This is a genomic window from Arthrobacter sp. TE12231, from assembly GCF_054062895.1.
In genome coordinates, this window is the sequence record NZ_JBSSFS010000001.1 from 1,401,771 (window position 1) to 1,423,930 (window position 22,160).

Here is a 22,160-nt window from a genome sequence, read left to right on the forward strand (position 1 = left end):
GGATTACCTCCGGAGGGTTGTGGCAAGTGACCCCAGCTTAGCCAAGGGCGGAGGCAGGCGCTGACCAGCGGGTTCGTGTCAGGGCACCGTCTGCGGTCATTGGCCCCGGGGGCCCGGGCCGGATACAGTTTGCGGCGTTCCCCGGCGCGCCGGGCTAGGCGCGGTTCGCGGTGTGCCGGACAAACGTTTCCCGGGCCGGGAGCCACACAGCGGCGGCGGCCAGCAGCATGCCGCCCGTGACGCCGAAGGCCCAGCCGTAGCCCAGACGGTCCGCCAGCAGCCCGGCCACGACGGGTCCGACGATCGCGCCGCTGTCAGAGGCCATCTGGAAGACGGCCAGGACGCGGCCGCCGGAACGCTCGTTGCCGATCACGTCGGCGATGGCAGCCTGCTGGGCCGGTCCCAACAGCCCGGAGCCGATCCCCGCACAGGCGGACGCGAGCAGGAACCAGGGCAGCTGGTGAGTGAACCCGATAGCCGCCGTGGCCGTGCCGGTGACCACCAGTCCGGCGAGCAGGAGCGGCTTGCGGCCGAGGCTGTCCGCGAGCCGGCCGGAGAACGTCAGCGCCACCGCGTTGCCGCCCGCAAACACGGCCAGTGCCCAGCCAGCCGATTCCGGACCGGCGCCGAGGGCCACGACGGCGAACAGCGGCACCGTCGCCATCCGCACCCCGAAGGTGGCCCAGCCATTGGCGAAGCTCGAAAACAGGCCGGCCCGGTACGCGCTGTCCCGCAGCGCGTCTTTCAGTTCCATCGCCGGGGCCGTGGCGCCGGGCTCCCGCGAGGCGGCCGGGACGTGGCTGAGCTGGGTCTGCACCACGATGGCCGCCAGCACGAGGGCGGCCGCGTAAGCAAGGAACGGCACGCGCAGGCCGAAGTTGGCGAGCAGGCCGCCGACGATAGGTCCGCAGACGTTGCCGATCAGGAATGCCGAGGCGTAGGCCCCGGAGACGCGGCCGCGGCTTTTCGGCGGCGCGAGCCGGACCACGAGCGCCATGGATGCCACGGTAAACATCACCGACCCCGCCCCGCCGAGCCCGCGGAAGATCAGGAGCTGCCAGTAGTCCTGCGCGAAGGCGCAGGCCGCCGTCGACGCCGCCACAATCAGCAGACCGGCAACGTAGACGGGCCGTTCGCCGAACTTTACGATCAGCGCGCCGCCGGCCGGGGCGAAGACCAGCCGCATGAAGGCGAAGATGCTCACGATCACCGCCGCCGCCGTCGCGCCGACGTTGAAAGTGGTCGCGAACTGGGGGAGTACCGGCGCGACAAGGCCAAAGCCGATCGCGATCAGGAAAGCCGCCACCAGCATCACCTTGATGTCCCGGGGAAGCCGGGAACGCCCGTGCGCCACGGCGGGCAGCTTGGGGGCGGCTTCGCCGGCGGGGCGGGAGGTCTTGCTCATAGTGCGTTAGTCCTTGGGGAGAAGAGGGGCCGGCGGGCTGCTGGTCCTAAAGCGCGGGATTATGCGGATGAAACATAACCGTAACAAGTGTGAGATGCACCATTTACGTCCGGGAGGTTCTTGTAACAACCTGGCAATCTAAATCCTCCGCCAGCGAAACACGGCCCCGCGAAACTCGATGTAGAACGCAAATAATGCGTTGGGACCGGCGGACTACTCCGCACCTAATAGCAAGAGAGGACGTAGACCATGGAACTCACCGCAGGTCTCGTTTGGCTCCTGGTCGCCGCGGCACTCGTGCTGTTCATGACCCCGGGTCTAGCATTCTTCTACGGCGGCATGACTCGTGCCAAGTCGGCTTTGAACATGATGATGATGAGCTTCGTCGCCATTGGCACCGTCGGGATCATGTGGGTCCTGTGGGGCGCTTCGATGGCCACGGCCAACGAGGACAACTTTTTCCAGATCTTCGCCAACCCGTTCAGCCACTTCGGCCTCCACGGTTTCACCGAACCGGCTGACCTGCTTAAGGTCGGCTACGCGGCCACGTTCGCCATCATCACTGTGGCCCTGATCTCCGGTGCGGTCGCCGACCGTGCCAAGTTCTCCGCCTGGGTGGTCTTCACCCCGATCTGGGCAACGCTTGTTTACGCCCCGATGGCCTTCATGGTCTGGGGCGGCGGTCTCTTCTCTGCCAGCGGCTGGTTCGGCCAGACGTTCGCGCCGGTCATCGACTTCGCCGGTGGCACCGTGGTCCACATCAACGCCGGCGTCGCGGGCCTCATCCTGGTCCTGATCATCGGCAACCGCAAGGGCTTCGGCAAGGACCCGAACCACCGCCCGCACAATATTCCGTTCGTCATGCTCGGTGCCGCGATCCTGTGGTTCGGCTGGTTCGGCTTCAACGCCGGTGCCGCCGCGACCGTTGAGCAGGCCGGCCTGATCTGGATCAACACCCTGGCCGCCCCGGCCGCCGCCATGCTCGGCTGGCTCGCCGTGGAACGCTTCCGCGACGGCCACCCGACGTCCCTCGGTGCCGCCTCCGGTGTGGTCGCCGGCCTGGTCGCCATCACCCCGGCTTGTGCCAACGTCTCCCCGCTCGGTGCGATCGCCCTCGGCGTCGTCGCCGGTGTGGCCTCCGCGCTCGCCGTCGGCCTGAAGTTCAAGTTCGGCTACGACGACTCGCTCGACGTCGTCGGTGTCCACCTCGTCTCCGGTGTTGTCGGCACCGTGGCGATCGGCTTCCTGGCCACCCCGACCCAGGGCACCGCGGGCCTGTTCTACGGCGGCGGCACCACGCAGTTGGTCGCCCAGACCCTCGCCGCAGTGTGCTCGATCGTCTTCACCGCCGTGATGACGTTCATCATCGCCTTCCCGATCCACAAGCTCATGGGCTTCCGGGTCTCCCAGGAACAGGAAGTCGTCGGTGTGGACCTGAGCCTGCACGCCGAGACCGCTTACGAGTTCGGCGTCGGCGGCCATGGCGGCAGCTTCCAGCCGCTGCACGAACTGATCACCGGCAGGCCGGGCGAAGACGCAGTCTCCGCAGCCCCGATGGACGTCACGTCCAACGGCAAGAAGAACGCAACGGGTAAGGAAAGTGTGGGGGCATGAAACTGATCACGGCAATCGTCCGTCCGGAAAAGCTGGAGGCTATTCGCGAAGGTCTCGAAGCCTACGGTGTGCAGGGCCTGACGGTCAGTGCAGCCAGCGGCTACGGCCGGCAGCGTGGCTACACCGAGGTGTACCGCGGGGCTGAGTACAACGTGGACCTCCTGCCCAAGATCCGGGTAGAAGTCCTGGCCACCGACGAACAGGCGGACGACATCCTCGATGTCATCATCGCCAGTTCGAACACCGGCCGGGCCGGCGACGGCAAGGTCTGGACGATGGATGTGTTCGAGGCCGTCAGGGTCCGCACCGGAGAGCGCGGCGCGGCAGCTATCTAGCTGCACCCGCCCCGCCGCGGAACGCGGCACTGACACAGCGGCACTGACACAGCGGTCCTGACACAGCGGGCCGGATGCCTGAAAAGGCATCCGGCCCGCTTCGTCGTTTCTGCGGTCGCCTCCAGCGGGTTGCGCGCTACTAAGCGGCCGTGTTGCGTCCGTCTAGGCCGGCCAGTCCTCCGGGCCGGAGGTCCCGGCGGGATAGTCCTCCAACGGCACATGTCCGGCCGCCCAGGACTTCAGTACCGGGTCCAGGATGCGCCAGCAGTCCTCGGCGGTGTCCGCCCGCACTGAGAGCAGCGGATCGCCGGTGAGGACGCCCTCCAGCACTTCACCGTACGGCAGGAGCTCGGAAGCGCTCAGCTCGGCCTGCAGGGTGGCCCGGTCCAGGCTCAGGACATCGCCGGGGCCGTTCACATCGACGTCGAACTTCAGCGTGTCCGGGCCAAAACCGATCCGCAGCTGGTTGGGGGCGTCCACGCCGCTGAAACCCTTCGGCAGATGCGGCACCGGCCGGAACGTCACCACGGCTTCTTTGCGCTTGGTGCCCAGCGCTTTGCCCGAACGCAGGATGAACGGCACGCCCTGCCAGCGCCAGTTGTCGATCCCGAGCTGCACCTCGGCGAGGGTTTCGGTGTCCCTGGCCGGGTCCACCCCGGTTTCCTTGGCGTAGTCCGGGACCTTCCGGCCGTCGATGGAACCGGCCGTGTAGCGTGCCCGGCGGGTACTTTGGCGGTACGGGGCCTTGATGCTGCTGGCGCGCAGCACCGTGGCAATGGCATCGCGCAGGTCGCGTTCGTCCACGGACGCCGGCGGCTCGATCGCCATGAGCGCCATGATCTCCAGCAGATGGCTTTGGATCATGTCCCGCAGGGCGCCGGCGCCGTCGTAGTAGCGGGCCCGGCCCTCCAGGGCGAGGTCTTCGTCGAAAACGATCTCGACCTTTTCGATGTACCGACGGTTCCACACCGGCTCCAGGAACGTGTTCGCGAAGCGCAGGCCCAGGATGTTCAGGACGGTTGCCTTGCCCAGGAAATGGTCCACCCGGTGGATGTGGTCCTCCGGGACCAGCGCGACCAGCGTCTTGTTCAGGTGCCGGGCGGACTGCTCATCCGAGCCGAACGGCTTCTCCATCACCAGCCGGGTCCCGGCGGGCGCGTCTTCCGGGGCCAGCGCCTCGCACGCGAGCTGGCTGACGTGCGGCGGCAGGGCGAAGTAGACGGCCACGGGGCCCTCCAGCTCCTTCAGCAGCCCGGCGAGCTGCCCGCCGGCGGTGACGTCGAGCTGGTGGTACGTGCTCTCTTGGCGGATCCGCTTCAGCTCATGCTTGCCCTCGGTATCGGCCTGAGAGTTCTCGTCCGCGAAAGATTCCTCGATCCGCTCCAGCCACTGCTCGGCCGTCCACGGGTCGGATCCGGCACCGACTAACGTGAGGCCGTCGGCGCGGCCCCGGGCCACCAGGCGGGCGAGTCCGGGGAGCAGGAGCCTGCCGGTGAGATCGCCCGAGGCGCCCAGGATGAGGAGGGTTTTTACAGTTAATTGGCTGGTCACCTAAGCCAGCATGCCATCCTGAAGGCTCATCTTGGTACCCTAGATAGTCGAGTCCCGTTGTCGAGGCGGTTCGTTCAGGCGAACACCAGTCACGACGCTGGCGTGCCGGACCGGCCGCCACCTGTAGATCCACTGAAAGAAGTGCACGGCGCGTGTTCAATTCACTCTCTGACCGGTTGACAGCAACCTTCAAGAATCTGCGTGGCAAGGGCCGCCTGACCGAGGCGGACGTTGACGCCACCGTCCGGGAGATCCGGCGTGCCCTCCTGGACGCCGACGTCGCCGTGCCCGTGGTCCGGGAATTCACCGGCCGCGTCCGTGAGCGTGCCCTCGGCGCCGAGGTATCCGGCGCGCTGAACCCGAGCCAGCAGATCGTGAAGATCGTCAACGAGGAACTCGTGGAGATCCTCGGCGGCGAGACCCGCCGGATCCGCCTGGCCAAGACCGGGCCCACCATCATCATGCTGGCCGGTCTCCAGGGCGCCGGTAAGACCACCCTGGCCGGCAAGCTGTCTAAGTGGCTCAAGGCCCAGGGCCACAGCCCGATGCTCGTTGCCTGCGACCTTCAGCGCCCCAACGCCGTCACCCAGCTGCAGGTGGTCGGCCAGCGTGCCGGGGTGCCCGTCTTCGCCCCGCACCCGGGCGCCACGTCCACCGAACTTGACCACCCCGCCGGTGACCCGGTCGCCGTCGCCCGCGCCGGCGTCGAGGAAGCCAAGCGCACCCTCCACGACGTCGTGATCGTGGACACCGCCGGCCGTCTCGGCGTCGACGCCGACATGATGGAACAGGCGCGGCAGATCCGCCGCGCCATCGTCCCCAACGAAGTCCTGTTCGTCATCGACTCCATGATCGGCCAGGACGCCGTCAACACGGCAATGGCCTTCGACGAGGGCGTCAACTTCACCGGCATCGTGCTGTCCAAGCTCGACGGCGACGCCCGCGGCGGTGCCGCGCTCTCCGTCGCGTCGGTCACCGGCAAGCCGGTCATGTTCGCGTCCACCGGCGAAGGCCTGGACGACTTCGAGCTCTTCCACCCGGACCGCATGGCCTCGCGCATCCTCGACATGGGTGACGTCCTCACCCTGATCGAGCAGGCCGAGAAATCCTGGGACAAGGACGAGGCCGCCCGGATGGCGAAGAAGTTCGCCGACCAGGAAGACTTCACGCTGGACGACTTCCTCGCCCAGATGCAGCAGATCCGCAACATGGGCTCCATGAAAAAGATGCTCATGATGATGCCGGGTGCACAGAATATCCGGCAGCAGCTGGAGCAGTTCGACGAGCGCGAGATCGACCGGGTCGAGGCCATTGTCCGCTCGATGACCCCGCACGAGCGCGTGGCACCCAAGATCATCAACGGCTCCCGTCGGGCCCGCATCGCCCGCGGCTCCGGTGTGCACGTCTCCGAGGTCAACGGCCTGCTGGAGCGCTTCGCCCAGGCCCAGAAGATGATGAAGAAGATGGCCGCCGGCGGCGGCATGCCCGGAATGCCGGGGATGCCCGGCATGGGCGGCGGGGGAGGCGCCCGCAAGGGTGCCAAGTCCGCGCCCAAGAAGAAGGCCCGCTCCGGCAACCCGGCCAAGGCCGCGCAGGAACTGCGCGACGCCGAGGCCCGGCGTGCGGCCGGCGCCAAGGCCCTGCCCACCGGAGCATCGTTCGGGCAGCAGGGCGGCGACTTCGATCCGTCCCAGCTGAACCTGCCCAAGGGCTTCGACAAGTTCCTCGGCGGCAGCAAATAGCCACCGCACGCTGATGCCGCCGGGGCTGTGTCGCCGGCGGCATCAGCTCTGAAGTGCCATAGGGTTAGACCATGTTCAAGCAGCGCGTAGTCTTCGTCCACGGGGCTGGCAGCTTTGGGGCCGCCGCGTGGCCAAAGCAGCACGGGATGGCGCTGGATTATGACGCCCTGTTCCTGCGCCGGCACGGGTTTGACCCCGTTGCGGAACCGCTTGAATCCGACTTCGCCGCCGACGCCGCCATCGTGCTCGCATCATTGGCGGACGACGGCCGCGGCGAGGCCGGCGGCCACGTGGTGGCCCACTCGCAGGGCGCCATCGCCGCCATGATGGCCGCCGTCGAGCGCCCCGACCTCGTCCAGTCCCTGACCCTGGTGGAACCGGCCTGCTTGTCCTTGACTGCGGAGCTCCCGGCCACCGCCGCGCACCGGGCGCTCATGCAGCCGCTTTTCGATGTCCGGCACAACCTCAGCGACGACGACTTCCAGCGCGAATTTATCCGCCGCGTCTTCGCCGCCGACGCCCCGGGGGCCACGACGCCGGAGGCCCTCCGGGCCGCGCGCCGGCTCCGCCTGCAGGCTCCGCCGTGGGACGCGCCGCTGCAGATCGTGCCCGGCGTGCCGACGCTGGTCCTGACCGGCGGCTGGGAACCCCTCTACGAGGAAATCGCGGGCTACCTGCGCGAGACCGGCGCCTTGCACCGCACCGCCCCGGGCGGACACCGGCCCCAGGATTCCACCGAAGGGGACCGGGTCATCCGCTCGTTCATCGGCGAGGTCAGCCGGCTCCAGCATGCCCGGGCTTCCTGAGAACTAGTTTCCCCCAAGCGGGGTGTCGTTTCGCCTCCGACGGGCAGCCCAGGCTATGCGCGATCCTCCAGGAAGGGAATGCGAGGCCGCCTCGCGAGGATCAGGTCGGCAAGCGACATTCCAGTTTCCCTGTTCTGCCTTCCGGAAGGCACCAAACGGATGATTGCGACATACGGGGTGTCCCGCGATTCAATCTCAATGACCAACAGGGCACGGCGACTAAGTGGCCTCCGCAGGGTATCCATTCTCACTGAGACAACCCGCTCCCAAGGCACGATTCCGAAATAGACTGGTCGCCGTCGTTGTCTGACCAGCTGGAGACCGCGGGCGTCTGCGACCAGGTCCAGGATGAATCCCCTCCCTTTCGTCTTTGATATCAACGGCCCTTTCCTGAGGAATCTCCCGAGTTCTTGCCCGGTCCAAAAGGTGTCGACAACAAGGGCTCCAGGATGGTCTTTCTGCAGCCGCGTCTTGAATGTTCTCGCACTGTGGAACAGCCACGCCAACCAGGGCAGTATGGCAACCGCCATGATGAGCAGGGCCAACCCAAAGACCTTGAGACCGTCCGGATAGCTGATGGCTTCGTGGAACTTGACGACAAGTTTGACGAGAAGGGCCGCAACTCCCATGACCCCCAGTGCCGTGCCCAGCGGACGCTTCATCCTCATTAGACCTCCCCCAAAAGGCCGGCCATGCTGGCCGCGAAACTGGTTTGAGCAACCGCTAGCCGGGGATGCCGCCGCGGGCGCTTCTTTCGGCGAGACGCTCGAGTTGCCGTGCGTGAACGTCGCTCACCCAGTCCCAGCCCTCTTGAGCCGAGGGGCCGACGCGCGGGTCGCTCGGATCACGTGCGTCACGCAAGGCGTGCACATATGCCAAATCCTGATCGATCCGTGCGTGGACCTGGTCGGTTCCTCCGACGGACCCGTGCCCGGGGATGACGACATCGACGTCACCGGCCACGCTCGCCAGCAGATGCAGCGCGGCGAGGTAATCCTCGATCGGGTCAGCGGTGTCGCTCAGGTCGAGCATTGGAATCAGGACATCGGAAAGCATGTCCCCGGCGACAAGAACCCCTCGTTCCTCAATCAACAGCGCCGCATGGCCAGGGGCGTGCGCCTGATGCTCGAGGATCCGCACAGGAGGGCCATCCCAGGGAATCTGCACAGCCCCGACTGGCAGGCCGGTGATGAGGCCGAGCAGGTCCATCGGCACCTGAGCGGGGATGCCGAGCCGACGTGAATCGATGCCGTGCGACAGCCGCTCGCGGGCCGTATCCGCGCAGAGCGCGGTGCCCCAACGGACAGGAGCTCCAAGACCGGAGTGCCAGAGCAAGTGATCCCAATGCGGATGCGTCGAGAATCCCACCGCAACGGCCTGACCCGAATCGGACAGATCCTTCGCGAGGCAGGCCATCTCGGCGTCGTGCACACCGGCGTCGATGAGCAACACGCCAGCCCGCCCCTGCACGACCACGGCGTTGCTCTGGCAGAACTCGCTCTCGTGGACCAGCACACCATCCGCAACCTGGCTCAGCACGGGTGAAATAGTAGCTTGCCCGGCGCCGGCCCACAATGATTCGCGGGAACGGGCCGCCTGGAGGTCACTGAGTCGTTGCCCGATGGCGTCACATCCGGGGCCGTCCAGGCGCGTGAACGTCGTCGGGTCAGGCATCCGAGGCATGAGCAGATGACGTCATGCCTACCGAGCCCGACTGATTTCGTGGGCGCCCAGTCCAACGGTGTCCGTGTTCTGCCGCCAAGTGGTGACAGCACCAGCACCCGCCCGTATCCGGCTGCCAGATCGGCATTCTCGTTGCGTCGGTAGCCGCCGTCGATGTATCGGTTGTCGCCGATGGTGTACGCGAAGCCACTGGCGCAGCTGGCGGCGACGGCGTCCGCCAGTCGACTCCGCTGTCGCGGTCGAATACGACCGGTCCACCGGTATGGGCATCGACCGCCGTGATGAGCACCGGTCGTTGCGGCCAGAGCTGACCGGGGAGCCGCGCGGCAACGTTTGCGCGCCACCGCGTTTGCCCGGAGCCATCCGACGCCGCATCCATGTCGAGCGCCGCCGCGCCCATTCTGCGGCGCATATCGGCCGCATCCTCAGCGGCCCCGATGATTCGGCTCGTTCTCTCCAGATGGTCGGCCGGCCCAACTGGAACGCGTCCGCCGTCGGATCCGACCGGACCAGTCCGTTGTTGGGGCGCAGAAGCAAGGATTTGGGCAAGCAGTTGGGTCGGCGCCGCGCCAGTTATTTGGGCCGCGGCCGTTGATCCGGCCGACGTCCCGATGATCAGATCAGCCTCGGTCATATTCAGACCGGCTTCAGACAGGCCGGCGATGATACCGATCAACCACGCATTGCCTGCCGATCCGCCACCGCCGAGGACCAATGCTCGCTCACCCGCGGCACGCACCCGCCGTATGGCGTCGATCTGCGGCAGATCCTGGTCCGACCACGGCCGGTCGGAGGCCGTCGCCGAGGTGAGGTGCAGACTCGAAGAAGGTGTTGTGTTCATGGGAGCCGCCTTTCGCGAATTGCCTGCAGCGACGCCGTCACCAACCGCCGCGTGTTGGCGTATGTCCCTTTCGGGCATCGTCGGGCATTGCCATTTCGGCCCGCAGGCCGAGGAGCCGGATCGGACGGCCTGCTTCGATTCCGGCTGCGAGGTCCAAGGCCCGCGCGAGGATTTCGTTCCGGTCGAATGTCTCGGGAATCTTCCTCGCGTGGGTCGTGGTGAGGAACGGCGCGTACCGAACCTTGAGGGTCAGCCCAATCACGGGCCGTCCTTCGGCCACAACATCCTCAAGGACACGCGCCGTCAGCTCCCTCACGGCGTCGTCCACCTGGGCGGGCTCGGTCAGGTCGCGCTGGAAGGTGGTCTCCCGGCTATGCCCGCGGGCAACCCACGGGGTGTCGTCCACAACGCTGGTGCCGTCCCCGCGTCCGAGCTCCGCGTACCAAGGACCCATCCTGGGGCCGAACTCCGGGACCAGGACCTGGGGGTCGGACGCGGCGAGCTCGGCCACTGTGTTGATGCCGAGTTTGGCCAGGCGGCCCGACACTTTGGTTCCGACGCCCCACAGGTCCTTGGTGGGCCGACTGCCCATGACATCGAGCCAGTTCCCGGCAGTGAGGCGGAAGACGCCGGCCGGCTTGCCGAACCCGGTAGCGACCTTTGCCCGGACCAGCGTGTCGCCGATGCCCACGCTGCAATGCAGCCGCGTTTGCTCCAGGACAGCGGCCTGCACCTGCCGGGCGTAGGCCTCCGGATTCTCTGTCTCCGTGCCTATAAAGGCTTCATCCCAACCCAGCACCTGCACGGTGGCGCCGGGCTGCGCGCGCAGGGTAGCCATCACCGTTTCAGACGCCGCGAGGTAAGCCTCCTGATCGACGGGCAGGATCACAGCGTCGGGCACTTTCCGGGCCGCAATGCGTAAGGGCATTCCGGAACCCACGCCGAACGCCCTGGCTTCGTAGGATGCGGTCGACACCACAGCTCGTTCCGTGGGGTCGCCCCGACCGCCGACAATGATCGGCTTGCCCGCAAGCTCCGGCCGCCGAAGCACTTCGACCGCCGCGATGAACTGGTCGAGATCGACGTGTAGCACCCACCGGATTCCGCTCACGCCACCAGTCTGCCCTAAACATCCCTGGCAAGCATCGGCCCTCCTCCGGGCTTGGCTGCGTGGCCTGCAGCGTCCTGACCTGTGCCTCGGAACGCGGGTGAGGCAAGACGACTCAAAGCCCGGTTGAGCAACACCAAGCCGTGAAGGGGTACGCCCTCATCCCCACCCTGACCTGCGCATTCATTGTCGCCAACGGTGTCGGGGCACTACACTCGGCGACGGGGGAGCCGGGATGGGGGTAGCGATGTTCGTTCCAAGTTCAGGGGATCACTTCCGGGAGGACGATTTGCCGACCCGCATTCGTGCGCTGCGAATGCCGGGCTGGGCTGGCGCGGCCCTCGGTGCGGGCCTGCTGGCGGTCGCAGTCGCGGCGGTCGCCGGCTCGATCCTGGTCAACGAGCGCGACAGCACGATCATCGCGGCCTGGGCGGAGGCGCTCATCATGGCGGGGGCAATCATTTCCGCGGTCTTCGGCGCCGTCCTGCTGTGGTACGCCGGCGAGTGGGTCACGCTCACGCCGGACGCGGCGATCGTGACGAAGGCGTTCCTCGCCCGGGCCAGGGTCGATCGCACGCAGCTTGAAGACTTTCACCCCTATCCCCACCGGTACGCCGGCCGCGGGGGCGTCCAGTACCGGATGGTCCCGACCTTCACCTTTAGGGACCCGTATGGCCGGCTCCGGGACTTGCCGCTGCCATTTCTGGCCTACTGGAACAACGTTGGGGGCGCGGAAGCCCCCTTGCCGCCGCGCGCCGCGCACATCGAGGCATGGGCTCGTGCGGGCGGCAGCCCGTACTCGAGAACTGTGATCACAGGCGCTGTGCCGCACACGCTCTCGATGCACCGACAGTCGGTGAGGACGGGTCTGCTGCGCCGGGCACGCGTGGCGGCAATCCTCATCCCGATGGTCTCGATTGGGCTCGGCCTGGCCCTCGGCTTCGGTCTCGGACCGGTCGCCAAAGCCTTCGGCGGGCATGACCGCAGCTTCGACGCCCAAACGAACCGCACTGGCATCCGCGACCTCGACGACGCCCTCACGCCCGCCGTAACCGCCTACCAGTGGCGTGCGGAGCAGTTCAAGCCCGGCACAAGAGACTTCAGCTTCTTCCCGACCCTGCGGTCACTGCCGTCCGCGCCGTACACGGTCCGATACTTCATCCGCGACCCCGCGCAGCGCGGCACAGACCTCAGTCCCCCGGAGCAGAAGTATGGCCGAATCATCTCGGAAGGGACGATTTCCGTAACGAACCCCACGATCGAGTTCGCGCTCGACCACGACGCAAGCATCTTCACCTTCGAGGTCTACGTCACCGACGACCACGGCCACACGACGCTCAACTCCGAGCTCTACAGGAACATCGCCGCCAATCCGGCACGGACGCCGACGCCGAATCCGGCACGGACGCCGGCAACGACGGCGACGTCCTGAGAGCGACGCGTCGCGCGGTCGGAACGCCTTCTGTCGCATCCCGCTAGTGCCTCATCAGGGGGCAATCCCCATGGCTGTCCGGGGCGCCCGCCCAGCAGGGCAGGCGTCCTGGACCGCTGGCTAGGCCGAGACCTGTGCTCCCACGGTCGGCTTGGGCAGGTAGACCTTGCCGCCCGCTGCCAGGAATTCGTTGCTCTTCTCCCGCATCCCGGCGGCCATCTGCGCCAGTGCCGCCTGCGAGTCGGCGGAACCATATTCGTCCCGGATGTCCTGGCTGATCCGCATGGAGCAGAACTTGGGCCCGCACATCGAGCAGAAGTGCGCCGTCTTGGCCGGCTCCGCGGGGAGCGTCTCATCGTGGAAGGCCTCGGCGGTCACCGGATCCAGGGACAGCGCGAACTGGTCCCGCCAGCGGAACTCAAACCGCGCCTTGGACAGGGCATCGTCGCGTTCGTGCGCTCCGGGGTGGCCCTTGGCGAGGTCGGCGGCGTGGGCGGCGATCTTGTACGTGATCACTCCGGTCTTCACATCGTCCTTGTTCGGCAGCCCCAGGTGTTCCTTGGGCGTCACGTAGCAGAGCATCGCGGTGCCATAACGGGCAATCTCCGTGGCGCCGATCGCCGAGGTGATGTGGTCATAGCCCGGTGCGATGTCCGTAACCAGGGGCCCCAGCGTGTAGAACGGGGCACCCTTGCAGAGCTCCTGCTGGCGCTCCACATTTTCCCGGACGAGATGGAACGGCACGTGTCCCGGGCCCTCCACCATGACCTGCACATCGAACTCCCAGGCCCGCTGGGTGAGTTCGGCCAGCGTGTCGAGTTCGGCGAACTGCGCGGCGTCGTTGGCGTCCGCCGTCGCGCCGGGCCGCAACCCGTCGCCGAGGGAGAACGCGACGTCGTACTGGGCGAAGATTTCGCAGAGCTCGTCGAAGTGGGTGTAAAGGAAGTTCTCCTGATGGTGCGCCAGGCACCAGCCGGCCATGATGGAACCGCCGCGGGACACGATCCCGGTGACCCGGTTGGCCGTCAGGGGGACGTAGCGCAGCAGCACCCCGGCATGGATGGTCATGTAGTCCACACCCTGCTCGCACTGTTCGATCACGGTGTCCCGGAAGATCTCCCAGGTCAGGGCGTTGGCCTCGCCGTTGACCTTCTCCAGCGCCTGGTAGATCGGGACCGTTCCGATCGGGACGGGGGAGTTGCGGATGATCCATTCGCGCGTGGTGTGGATATCGTCCCCGGTGGAGAGGTCCATCACCGTATCCGCACCCCACTGGGTGGCCCACTGAAGTTTGTCCACCTCCTCGGCGATGGAGCTGGTCACCGCGGAATTGCCGATGTTGGCGTTGATTTTCACCAGGAACCCCTTGCCGATGATCATCGGCTCGGACTCCGGGTGGTTGATGTTGCTGGGAATAATGGCCCGGCCCGCTGCCACCTCGCTGCGGACCAGCTCCACATCGCAGTTCTCGCGCAGCGCAACGAACCGCATCTCCGGTGTCACGATGCCCTGCCGCGCGTAATGCATTTGGGTGACCGTCCGGCCCTCGACGGCGCGGCGGGGCTCTGGCGGGGCGCCCCGCCATTCCGCGGAGGCGGCACCGCGGCGCACCGCGGACCTGCCGTCGTCGAGCAGGTTGCGTTCCCGGCCGCGGTACGGCTCCGTGTCACCCCGCCCGGCGATCCAGCCGCTGCGGAACGGGGCCAGCCCCACCACCGGATCGCTGCCCGGCCCGGCCGTGCGGTAGACCCGGAATGGAGGGTTCTCGACGCCGCCCGGCGAGGGTTCCAGCGCGATCTCGGTCACCGGGACGCGGATGCCGTGCTCCGGGTCCGTCGTGAAGGCCAGCGAGTGGGACTTCAATGACTGCGTCGCGCCCGCCTCAGAGTCGGCAGGCAGGTTTTGGCCGGACTGGTTTTGGATAGGGCTGTGCTGTGCAATTTGCGTATTCACGGAAAATACTCACTTCCTTCGCCGGCATTACCCGGACAGGTTCAACGGTCGCAGGCCGCGTCAGCCCGATCTCAGCCCCTGCAGGGGCACCCGTGTGGTCGTAGATGAAGCTACCACGCGCCGCCGGACGGCTGTCCAGTGTGACGCGGCCGACGCAGCGACATGGGGACTACCCTTGATGCCATGACCGGCATCATCGAATTCAGCGGCCCCGTCCTTGCCGGGCCGGACACGGTACGCCCCGGCCTCTGGTCCGTCGACGGCCGGCTCACGTTCCTCCGGCCCGCCGCCGCGCCGGAGCGCGTGCTGGATGGCTGGGTCATTCCCGGGCTGGTGGACGCACACTGCCACATCGGCCTCGGCCCGGGCGGAGACGTTGCCGAGGACACCGCGGAGACCCAGGCCGTCACGGACCGCGACGCCGGGACGCTCCTGGTCCGCGATGCCGGCGCCGTCCACGACACCCGTTGGCTCCAGCAGCGCACGGACCTTCCGCGGATCATCCGCGCCGGCCGGCACATCGCCCGCACCCGGCGCTACCTGCGCGGCTTCGCCGTCGAGGTGGAACCGGACGGCCTGGTCGAGGCCGTGCGGAAGCAGGCCCGTGCCGGCGACGGCTGGGTCAAGCTCGTGGGGGACTGGATCGACCGCGACGCCGGCGACCTCGCCGCCAGTTTTCCCGCTGGAAGCCTCAAGGACGCCGTCCAGGCCGCGCACGATGAAGGGGCCCGCGTCACCGCCCACTGCTTCGCCGAGGACACCCTGGATGACATGCTCGACGCCGGGATCGACTGCATCGAGCACGGCACCGGGCTGCTGCCGCGGCACCTGCCGCGCTTCGTGGAGCAGGGCGTGCCGATCGTCCCGACCCTGATCAACATCGCCACATTCCCGGACATCGCCGCCCAGGCGGAAGCCAAGTTCCCCCGCTACGCCGCGCACATGCGCTCGCTGTGGGAGCGGCGGGCGGAGCGGATCCTGGAAGCCCACGAGGCCGGGGTGGCCATCTATGCCGGCACCGATGCCGGCAGCGTGATCAGGCACGGCCGGATCGTGGACGAGATCCGGGCCCTGCACGCCGCCGGGCTGCCCGCCGCGGCTGCCCTCGGCGCGGCCAGCTGGTCCGCGCGGACCTGGCTCGGCGCGGACGGCATCACTGAAGGGGCCAGCGCCGACGTACTGGTGTGCGCGAAGGACCCCCGGCAGGACCTCGGGACCCTGGCCGGACTGAAGCACGTTGTCCTGCGGGGTCGGCCCACCCGTTAGGAATAAATTGAAGCTTCAAGTAATTTAATACTATGCAAGGTCACCGAAAGCCCGGTGGCCACTGAACCCCCGGAGAGTTTCAATGACCGCAGAAGCCAGCACCCAGGATCTCCTTCCTGCCGCACTCACCATGGGCACCGTGATGCTCAAGGTTGGCGACATGAAGCTCATGACCGACTACTACCAGCGCGCCCTCGGCCTGGACATCGTGGCCGAACAGGACGGCGGACTCTACCTTGGCCGCCAGCAGAAGCCCCTGGTCCACCTGGCGCCCGCCCCGGGCTTGAATCTGCCCTCCCGCGGCGAAGCCGGGCTCTTCCACACCGCCCTCCTCTTCGAGGACCAACATTCCCTGGCGGCCACCGTTGCCAGCGCGGCCCAGTACGAGCCCCAGTCCTTCACCGGCAGCGCGGACCACCTCGTCAGCGAGGCCTTCTACTTCAACGACCCCGAAGGCAACGGCATCGAGCTGTACTGGGACCGGCCGCGGCAGGACTGGTCCTGGGAAGGCAAGAACGTCGTCATGGACAGCCTGGCCCTGCCGCCGCAGCGCTACTTGCAGCAGCACCTGACCGAAGAGTCCCTGAGCGGCCAGCGCGAGGCGGCCGCCGGCGTCGGGCACGTGCACCTGCAGGTTGGCGACGTCCACACTGCGCATGAGTTCTATGTCGGCACCCTGGGCTTCGAAAAGACCGCGGGCTGGCATGGCCAGGCCCTGTTCGTCTCGGCCGGCGGCTACCACCACCACATGGCCATGAACGTCTGGAACAGCCGCGGCGCCGGCCCCCGACGCGACACCCTGGGCCTGGGCGAGGTGCTCATCGAAGTGCCCTCGGGTGACGACGTCGGTTCCCTGGCTGACCGCCTCAAGGTGGCCGGCGTCGACTCGCACCACACCGGCGCCGAACTGCGCTTCGAGGACCCGTGGCGCAACCGCATCCGCGTCGCCGTGCGCTAAGGGAGTGCTTTTCGGTGAACATGTCCAGCGTTCACAGCTCCCCGCTGGACATGCACACTGTTCACTGACAGGACCGCTGGACATGTCCATCGGTCGCGGCCGGGAATGGACATAGCTGCCATATGTCCATTGCCCGCGGTCAGGGGAGGGCATGTCCGCGGGCGAGGCCAGATGACGCACGGTCCGGCACGGTCAACGAGGGCACGGTCACCGAGGGCATGTCCAGCGGCCGGGGCGCGGCTGCGCTGAAGCGATTAGGCTGAAGCGACGCCAAAAACAGCGGCCAAGCGCCGCCAGACATCTAAGGACCAGCTGCATGGGATTTACTGAAATCTTTGTGTCCACCCACGACGCCGCCCTCAAACGCGCCGGCGCGCTCGAAGCGGGCGGCGCGGCCGCCCCGGACGCCGTGCGCATCCCGGACATCAGCGACTTCGAGGTCGAACGGCTCGGCGACCTCGCCGGAGTAGCCGTGCACGCCCCGGGCGCGGACTACGAACTGGCGATGGTGGACGTGGCCAGCGACTCCCTGCTCGGCGTACCCTCCGCCATGGTCCGGACGCTCGCGGAACTGCTCAGCTACGAAACCGAGGGGGAGGGCGACGTCCTCGAGGACGTTGCGGCCAACTGGGCCGCCGAGGAGGACATGCCCTTCGGTGCGGACCAGGCCCGGGCATATGTGCGCCGGATCGCCGAACTGGCCGCCGGAATCGACCCCGCCACCAAGTCCGGACTCTATGTCTGGACGTCCTGACCGGACGGCCAGGCCGTGTCAAGTCGAAATCCTGCCGGTCATCTGGCACAATGAACAGGTACTCGATCTGCGTGGCCCCTCTCTCCGCGTCCGGATCTTGTCCTTTAGAACCCCCTAGTACGGCCCGCCCCACGGGTGCAGAACGCCGGGCTCGACCCCGTTTCAGAAACAGGAGTGACCACAAAAGTGGCCGTAAAGATTCGCCTTAAGCGCTTCGGTAAGATGCGCGCACCGTACTACCGCATCGTCGTCATGGACGCACGCTCCAAGCGTGATGGCCGTGCCATCGAAGAGATCGGCAAGTACCACCCGACCGAAGAGCCCTCGTACATCGAGGTCGACACGGACCGTGCCCAGTACTGGCTCGGCGTCGGCGCACAGCCGTCCGAGCAGGTTGCCGCGATCCTCAAGATCACCGGTGACTGGCAGAAGTTCAAGGGTCTTCCGGGCCAGGAGGGAACCTTGAAGACGAAGGCTCCCAAGGCTGCCTTCGTTACGCCGGAAAAGGGTTCCGTGATCATCCCGGAAGCCATCACCAAGAAGGCCAAGAAGGACGAAGCTGCCGAGGCTCCCGCCGACGCCGCCGAAGCAGAGACCACCGAGGCTGAGTAAATTGCTGGCAGAAGCGCTCGAACACCTGGTCCGCGGGATTGTTGACAGCCCCGAGGACGTCAAGGTCAGTGCGAAGAACAACCGCCGCGGGGAAACCCTCGAGGTGCGCGTTCATCAGGACGACCTCGGACGGGTGATCGGCCGGCAGGGCCGGACCGCACGCGCACTGCGCACTGTGGTTGCGGCGCTGGCGGACGGCGAGCCGGTCAGGGTCGACGTCGTCGACACGGACCGCCGCCGCTAACGCGTTCAGCATTACTTGTCTTTAGCCCGGCCCCTTCACCAGATAATGGTGGAGGGGCCGGACTGTTTTCCGCGCCAACCAACCCCGACCCACCCCGAACAGAGGAACAGATGCAGCTCCAGGTCGCACGAATCGGCAAACCCCACGGCATCCGCGGCGAAGTGACCGTCCAGGTGCTCACCGATGCGCCCGGCGACCGCTTTGTCCCCGGTACGCAGTTCATCGTGGAACCCGCGTCCTCCGGGCCGCTGACGGTGTTCAGCGCCCGCTGGAACAAGGACATCCTGCTGCTGGCCTTCGACGAGATCGAGACCCGCAACCAGGCCGAGACCCTGCGCGGGGCCAAGCTGTTCATCGAAACCGAGGACATCGGCGCCGACGACGACGATGAAGGCTGGTATGAGCACGAGCTCGTGGGCCTGGACGTCCGGGTGGGCGGCAGCGTGGTGGGCAAGGTCTCCGGACTGCACACGATGCCCGTCCAGGACCTGCTGGTGGTCACCACGGCCGAGGGTCAGGAAGTCCTGGTCCCGTTTGTCGAGCAGATCGTGCCGGAGGTCAACGTGGGGGACAAGTACCTGGTGGTCACCCCGCCGCCCGGACTCTTCGAGGTCAACGCGGACGAGTCCGCTGACGAGCCGGCCGCCGGGAGCCAGTCGGCTGGAGAACGCGGCACCGAGGCCGGGAGCAACGCGTAGATGAGAATCGACGTCGTCAGCATCTTCCCGGAGTATCTGGCCCCGCTGGAGCTTTCCCTGATCGGCAAGGCCCGTCAGGACGGCCTGCTGGACCTGCGGGTCCATGACCTGCGGGACTTCACGACCGACCGGCACCGCACGGTCGACGACACGCCCTATGGCGGCGGCGCCGGGATGGTCATGAAGCCCGAGCCCTGGGCGCAGGCCCTCACCGCAGTCGCGACAGAGGGGTCCGGGGACGCTGCGGGTGCCGGGGATTCCGGGGATGCCCGCAAGCCAGTGCTGATCGTCCCCTCGCCGGCGGGCGAGAGGTTCACGCAGGCCACCGCGCATCAGCTCGCCGAGGAGGACCAGCTGGTCTTCGCCTGCGGCCGGTACGAGGGCATCGACGAACGCGTCCTGGAATGGGCGGCCGACCACTTCACGGTGCGTCCCATGAGCCTGGGGGACTACGTCCTCAACGGCGGCGAGGTCGCCGTCCTGGCCATGGTTGAGGCCATCGGGCGGCTGCTGCCCGGCGTCGTCGGCAACCCGGAATCGCTCGTCGAAGAATCCCACTCGGACGGGCTGCTCGAATACCCCGTCTACACGAAGCCCTCCAGCTGGCGGGACCGTGACGTCCCGGCGGTGCTGCTGAGCGGCAACCACGGCAAGATCGCCCAGTGGCGCCGGCACGAACAGTACCGGCGCACTGCCGAACGGCGCCCGGATCTCCTGGCCGGGTTCGACGCCGGTACGCTGCCCCGCGCGGACCGCACCGCGTTCGCCGACCTGGGGTACGACGTCGTCGGCGGGCGCCTCGTGCCGCGCCCCGGCGCCTGAACTGTCGGGATTGGGCTAACCCGCACCAAATGTGGCAAAATTAGTCCTTGTGCCTGCTGGGTTGCGAACCTGCCACAGGGGGAGCGCTACCAACAGCCCGGCACCCCGGTCCCGTCTATTCCTGACAGGGCCGGATTGACAAACTTTCGGCGGACAATTCCGGGCGGCAAATGCCCCCTGGCTTGGCCGCCGTAACCCAACGTGAGTGACCTGTGGCGTTCACCAGGAGTGGATCAATGCATATCCTCGATTCCGTAGACGCAGCCTCGCTGCGCACCGATGTTCCCGAGTTCCGCGCGGGTGACACCATCAAGGTTCACGTGAACATCATCGAAGGCAAGAACTCCCGCGTCCAGGTCTTCCAGGGCTTCGTCCTGGGCCGCCAGGGCGACGGCGTCCGCGAAACCTTCACCGTCCGCAAGGTCTCCTTCGGCGTCGGCGTGGAGCGTACCTTCCCGGTGCACTCCCCGATCATCGACAAGATCGAGCTCGTCTCCAAGGGTGACGTGCGCCGCGCCAAGCTTTACTACATGCGTAACCTGCGTGGTAAGGCCGCGAAGATCAAGGAAAAGCGCGACTTCCAGACCGCCAAGTAAGTCCTCCCGGACTTCCACGCAGTCTTCCGCCGCGGGTCCACGGACCGTGCCCGGCGTGCCGCCGGAGCTATCCGCAACAGCGCACTTTAGTTCACGACAGCGCCAAGGGATACGGAACATGGAACAGCCAAAACGCCAGCCCAGGAAACCGGGCTGGCGTTTTGCGTTGCTGGCCCTGGTGCTCGCGGTGGCCATCAGCGCCGTGGTCCGCTCGCTGTGGGTGGATGTCTACTACATCCCGTCCGCGTCCATGGAACCGCTCCTGCTCACCGGTGACCGGATCCTTGTGGAGCGGACCGGCCCTGAGTCCCTGAACCGGGGCGACGTCGTGGTCTTCGACGGACGCGGCTCCTTCGCCCCGCTGAACAGCGGCAACGGACCCGTGGTGGACGCCCTCGCCGAAGCCGGACGCTGGCTGGGCCTCGCCGGCAGCGACACCACGTACGTCAAGCGTGTGATCGGCCTGCCCGGAGACCGCGTGGTGTGCTGCGACGCCAGCGGCCGGCTCACAGTCAACGGCCAGCAAGTTGCGGAACCCTATGTGTACCCGGGGGACACCCCGAGTGAAATGAAGTTCAGTGTTGAGGTGCCGGCCGGGCGGCTGTGGCTCATGGGGGACCATCGTTCCCTCTCGGCCGATTCCCGGAGCCTCCTCGGCGCCCCCGGCGGCGGCATGGTGCCGCTGGAACGCGTCATCGGCCGGCCGGTACAGATCATCTGGCCGCTTGATAGATTTGCAGCAGTAGCGCGGCCCCAACCGGCTGCGACAACGACGACGACGAACGGACAGTAGATGCCCGAGACCGAACCGCGCACTCCTGATCCGCAGGGCCAGGACCTACCCCGGGTGACCTCCTCGGCGATCCCCGACGAGCAAGACACCAGCGGCGGAGCGCCGCGCGCGGACCGGCCTGATTCTGACCGGCCTGATTCTGACCGGCCTGATTCTGACAGTGCCGTCGCTGGCGGGGCTGCCGTGGCTGCCCACGAGGAGCGGCCTGCCGGACCTGCCCACGCCGGGAAGTCCTCCCGGCGGGCCAAACGGGCGAAGGCCCGTGAAGGGCGCAGCCCGCTCTTCCTGTGGCTGAAGGAGGTGGCCACCGTGGTCGTCGTGGCGGTCGTGCTGTCCTTCCTGATCAAGACCTTCCTGTTCCGGGCTTTCTACATTCCCTCCGAATCCATGGTCAACACCCTCGACGTGAACGACCGCATCTTCGTCAACCTCCTCGTGCCGCAGCCCATCGCCCTCCAGCGCGGCGACGTCGTGGTGTTCCGGGACAGCCAGGGCTGGCTCGCCCCCGCAGCCCAGAAGACGAAAGGCCCCTTCACCTGGGTGCAGGACGGGCTGACGTTCGTCGGCCTGCTCCCGGACAACTCCGAACAGCACCTGGTCAAGCGCGTCATCGGGCTCCCCGGCGACCACGTGGTCTGCTGCGACGCCGGCGGACAGCTCACCATCAACGGCGCGCCGCTGGACGAGAAGTACATCAATCCCGCCGAGATTCCCCAGGTCCGCGACTTCGACGTCGTCGTGCCGGCCGGCAAGGTCTGGGTCATGGGCGACAACCGCAACCACTCCGCGGACTCACGCGCCCACATGGACACCAACGGCGGATTCGTCAACGAGTCGGACATCGAAGGCCAGGCCGCCGTCATCGCCTGGCCGCTGAACAGGATCTCGGCACTGGACAACTATCCGGGCGTGTTCCGCAGTGTGCCCGCCCCGGCCGGAAAGTAAGC

General features: G+C 67.2%; 21 protein-coding genes, 1 pseudogene and 1 riboswitch. Of the genes and pseudogenes, 15 read left to right on the forward strand and 7 right to left on the reverse strand.

Annotated features, from left to right (window positions below):
• Positions 1-154: 154 nt before the first annotated feature.
• Positions 155-1,312 carry an MFS transporter gene (locus tag ACVWYS_RS06330; protein ID WP_425547261.1) on the reverse strand — a complete coding sequence of 386 codons (1,158 nt, stop codon included), beginning with the start codon at positions 1,310-1,312 and terminating at the stop codon, positions 155-157.
• 342 nt (positions 1,313-1,654) lie between these two features.
• Between ACVWYS_RS06330 and ACVWYS_RS06335 the strand changes: the two genes are divergently transcribed.
• Entirely contained in the window at positions 1,655-3,019 is a 1,365-nt protein-coding gene (locus ACVWYS_RS06335; protein ID WP_456509493.1) for an ammonium transporter, read from the forward strand.
• Positions 3,016-3,354, forward strand: a complete 339-nt coding sequence (locus ACVWYS_RS06340) for a P-II family nitrogen regulator (protein ID WP_018773460.1) — start codon at positions 3,016-3,018, stop codon at positions 3,352-3,354. Before ACVWYS_RS06335 ends, ACVWYS_RS06340 begins: the two co-directional genes overlap by 4 nt.
• Before the next feature lie 162 nt (positions 3,355-3,516).
• Here the strand turns inward: ACVWYS_RS06340 and ACVWYS_RS06345 are convergent, their stop codons facing one another.
• Complete coding sequence (locus ACVWYS_RS06345; RefSeq protein ID WP_456509494.1) at positions 3,517-4,905, reverse strand: glucose-6-phosphate dehydrogenase; 1,389 nt, start codon at positions 4,903-4,905, stop codon at positions 3,517-3,519.
• 152 nt (positions 4,906-5,057) lie between these two features.
• On the opposite strand from ACVWYS_RS06345, the gene ffh reads away from it, so the two are divergent.
• Together ffh and ACVWYS_RS06355 are read left to right on the forward strand one after the other, a co-directional pair.
• Positions 5,058-6,647: a signal recognition particle protein gene (gene ffh / locus ACVWYS_RS06350; protein WP_091256272.1), complete on the forward strand. Its 1,590-nt coding sequence runs from the start codon at positions 5,058-5,060 to the stop codon at positions 6,645-6,647.
• Positions 6,648-6,718: 71 nt separating this feature from the next.
• A complete protein-coding gene (locus tag ACVWYS_RS06355) occupies positions 6,719-7,453 on the forward strand; it encodes an alpha/beta fold hydrolase (protein ID WP_091256273.1) in 735 nt (244 codons plus the stop codon).
• 53 nt (positions 7,454-7,506) lie between these two features.
• Here ACVWYS_RS06355 and ACVWYS_RS06360 read toward each other — a convergent pair whose 3' ends face one another.
• The 4 genes and pseudogenes from ACVWYS_RS06360 to ACVWYS_RS06375 form a co-directional block, all read right to left on the reverse strand.
• Complete coding sequence (locus ACVWYS_RS06360; protein ID WP_456509495.1) at positions 7,507-8,121, reverse strand: hypothetical protein; 615 nt, start codon at positions 8,119-8,121, stop codon at positions 7,507-7,509.
• A 55-nt stretch (positions 8,122-8,176) separates the two neighbouring features.
• Positions 8,177-8,992, reverse strand: coding sequence for an MBL fold metallo-hydrolase (locus ACVWYS_RS06365; protein ID WP_456509496.1), 816 nt, complete (start codon positions 8,990-8,992; stop codon positions 8,177-8,179).
• A gap of 191 nt (positions 8,993-9,183) precedes the next feature.
• Positions 9,184-9,977, reverse strand: a pseudogene (locus ACVWYS_RS06370) (patatin-like phospholipase family protein); the annotation flags it as partial.
• A gap of 37 nt (positions 9,978-10,014) precedes the next feature.
• On the reverse strand, positions 10,015-11,088 hold the full coding sequence (locus ACVWYS_RS06375; RefSeq protein ID WP_456509497.1) for a DNA polymerase IV: 1,074 nt from the start codon (positions 11,086-11,088) through the stop codon (positions 10,015-10,017).
• Positions 11,089-11,374: 286 nt separating this feature from the next.
• On the opposite strand from ACVWYS_RS06375, the gene ACVWYS_RS06380 reads away from it, so the two are divergent.
• Positions 11,375-12,517, forward strand: a complete 1,143-nt coding sequence (locus tag ACVWYS_RS06380; RefSeq protein ID WP_456509498.1) for a hypothetical protein — start codon at positions 11,375-11,377, stop codon at positions 12,515-12,517.
• A 120-nt stretch (positions 12,518-12,637) separates the two neighbouring features.
• Here the strand turns inward: ACVWYS_RS06380 and thiC are convergent, their stop codons facing one another.
• Positions 12,638-14,470: a phosphomethylpyrimidine synthase ThiC gene (gene thiC, locus ACVWYS_RS06385; protein WP_456509499.1), complete on the reverse strand. Its 1,833-nt coding sequence runs from the start codon at positions 14,468-14,470 to the stop codon at positions 12,638-12,640.
• A riboswitch (TPP riboswitch) is annotated at positions 14,467-14,574 on the reverse strand. It overlaps the preceding gene by 4 nt.
• 79 nt (positions 14,575-14,653) lie before the next feature.
• Between thiC and ACVWYS_RS06390 the strand changes: the two genes are divergently transcribed.
• From ACVWYS_RS06390 to lepB (ACVWYS_RS06435), 10 genes are all read left to right on the forward strand, one after another.
• A complete protein-coding gene (locus tag ACVWYS_RS06390) occupies positions 14,654-15,736 on the forward strand; it encodes an amidohydrolase family protein (protein WP_456509500.1) in 1,083 nt (360 codons plus the stop codon).
• 82 nt (positions 15,737-15,818) lie between these two features.
• Entirely contained in the window at positions 15,819-16,694 is an 876-nt protein-coding gene (locus ACVWYS_RS06395) for a VOC family protein (RefSeq protein ID WP_456509501.1), read from the forward strand.
• A 316-nt stretch (positions 16,695-17,010) separates the two neighbouring features.
• Positions 17,011-17,448: a hypothetical protein gene (locus ACVWYS_RS06400; protein ID WP_344368117.1), complete on the forward strand. Its 438-nt coding sequence runs from the start codon at positions 17,011-17,013 to the stop codon at positions 17,446-17,448.
• Positions 17,449-17,634: 186 nt separating this feature from the next.
• A complete protein-coding gene (gene rpsP, locus ACVWYS_RS06405; RefSeq protein ID WP_091256308.1) occupies positions 17,635-18,060 on the forward strand; it encodes a 30S ribosomal protein S16 in 426 nt (141 codons plus the stop codon).
• Position 18,061: 1 nt separating this feature from the next.
• Positions 18,062-18,304 carry an RNA-binding protein gene (locus tag ACVWYS_RS06410; RefSeq protein ID WP_018773450.1) on the forward strand — a complete coding sequence of 81 codons (243 nt, stop codon included), beginning with the start codon at positions 18,062-18,064 and terminating at the stop codon, positions 18,302-18,304.
• A 110-nt stretch (positions 18,305-18,414) separates the two neighbouring features.
• A complete protein-coding gene (gene rimM / locus ACVWYS_RS06415) occupies positions 18,415-19,002 on the forward strand; it encodes a ribosome maturation factor RimM (protein WP_456508729.1) in 588 nt (195 codons plus the stop codon).
• Positions 19,003-19,824 carry a tRNA (guanosine(37)-N1)-methyltransferase TrmD gene (gene trmD, locus ACVWYS_RS06420; RefSeq protein ID WP_456509502.1) on the forward strand — a complete coding sequence of 274 codons (822 nt, stop codon included), beginning with the start codon at positions 19,003-19,005 and terminating at the stop codon, positions 19,822-19,824.
• Positions 19,825-20,060: 236 nt separating this feature from the next.
• Positions 20,061-20,420, forward strand: a complete 360-nt coding sequence (gene rplS / locus ACVWYS_RS06425) for a 50S ribosomal protein L19 (RefSeq protein WP_091256284.1) — start codon at positions 20,061-20,063, stop codon at positions 20,418-20,420.
• 118 nt (positions 20,421-20,538) lie between these two features.
• The gene (gene lepB / locus ACVWYS_RS06430; RefSeq protein ID WP_456508731.1) at positions 20,539-21,213 is read left to right on the forward strand and encodes a signal peptidase I; all 675 of its coding nucleotides are present in this window, start codon (positions 20,539-20,541) and stop codon (positions 21,211-21,213) included.
• A complete protein-coding gene (gene lepB, locus ACVWYS_RS06435) occupies positions 21,214-22,158 on the forward strand; it encodes a signal peptidase I (RefSeq protein WP_456509503.1) in 945 nt (314 codons plus the stop codon).
• Positions 22,159-22,160 lie beyond the last annotated feature (2 nt).

Coding starts and splice junctions, on each gene's coding strand:
- ACVWYS_RS06330 (WP_425547261.1), bottom strand. CDS start 1,312: ATGCTGGTGGCGGCTTTCCTGATCGCGATCGGCTTTGGCCTTGTCGCG.
- ACVWYS_RS06335 (WP_456509493.1), top strand. CDS start 1,655: ATGGAACTCACCGCAGGTCTCGTTTGGCTCCTGGTCGCCGCGGCACTC.
- ACVWYS_RS06340 (WP_018773460.1), top strand. CDS start 3,016: ATGAAACTGATCACGGCAATCGTCCGTCCGGAAAAGCTGGAGGCTATT.
- ACVWYS_RS06355 (WP_091256273.1), top strand. CDS start 6,719: ATGTTCAAGCAGCGCGTAGTCTTCGTCCACGGGGCTGGCAGCTTTGGG.
- ACVWYS_RS06360 (WP_456509495.1), bottom strand. CDS start 8,121: ATGAGGATGAAGCGTCCGCTGGGCACGGCACTGGGGGTCATGGGAGTT.
- ACVWYS_RS06390 (WP_456509500.1), top strand. CDS start 14,654: ATGACCGGCATCATCGAATTCAGCGGCCCCGTCCTTGCCGGGCCGGAC.
- ACVWYS_RS06395 (WP_456509501.1), top strand. CDS start 15,819: ATGACCGCAGAAGCCAGCACCCAGGATCTCCTTCCTGCCGCACTCACC.
- ACVWYS_RS06400 (WP_344368117.1), top strand. CDS start 17,011: ATGGGATTTACTGAAATCTTTGTGTCCACCCACGACGCCGCCCTCAAA.
- rimM (WP_456508729.1), top strand. CDS start 18,415: ATGCAGCTCCAGGTCGCACGAATCGGCAAACCCCACGGCATCCGCGGC.
- trmD (WP_456509502.1), top strand. CDS start 19,003: ATGAGAATCGACGTCGTCAGCATCTTCCCGGAGTATCTGGCCCCGCTG.
- rplS (WP_091256284.1), top strand. CDS start 20,061: ATGCATATCCTCGATTCCGTAGACGCAGCCTCGCTGCGCACCGATGTT.
- lepB (WP_456508731.1), top strand. CDS start 20,539: ATGGAACAGCCAAAACGCCAGCCCAGGAAACCGGGCTGGCGTTTTGCG.
- lepB (WP_456509503.1), top strand. CDS start 21,214: ATGCCCGAGACCGAACCGCGCACTCCTGATCCGCAGGGCCAGGACCTA.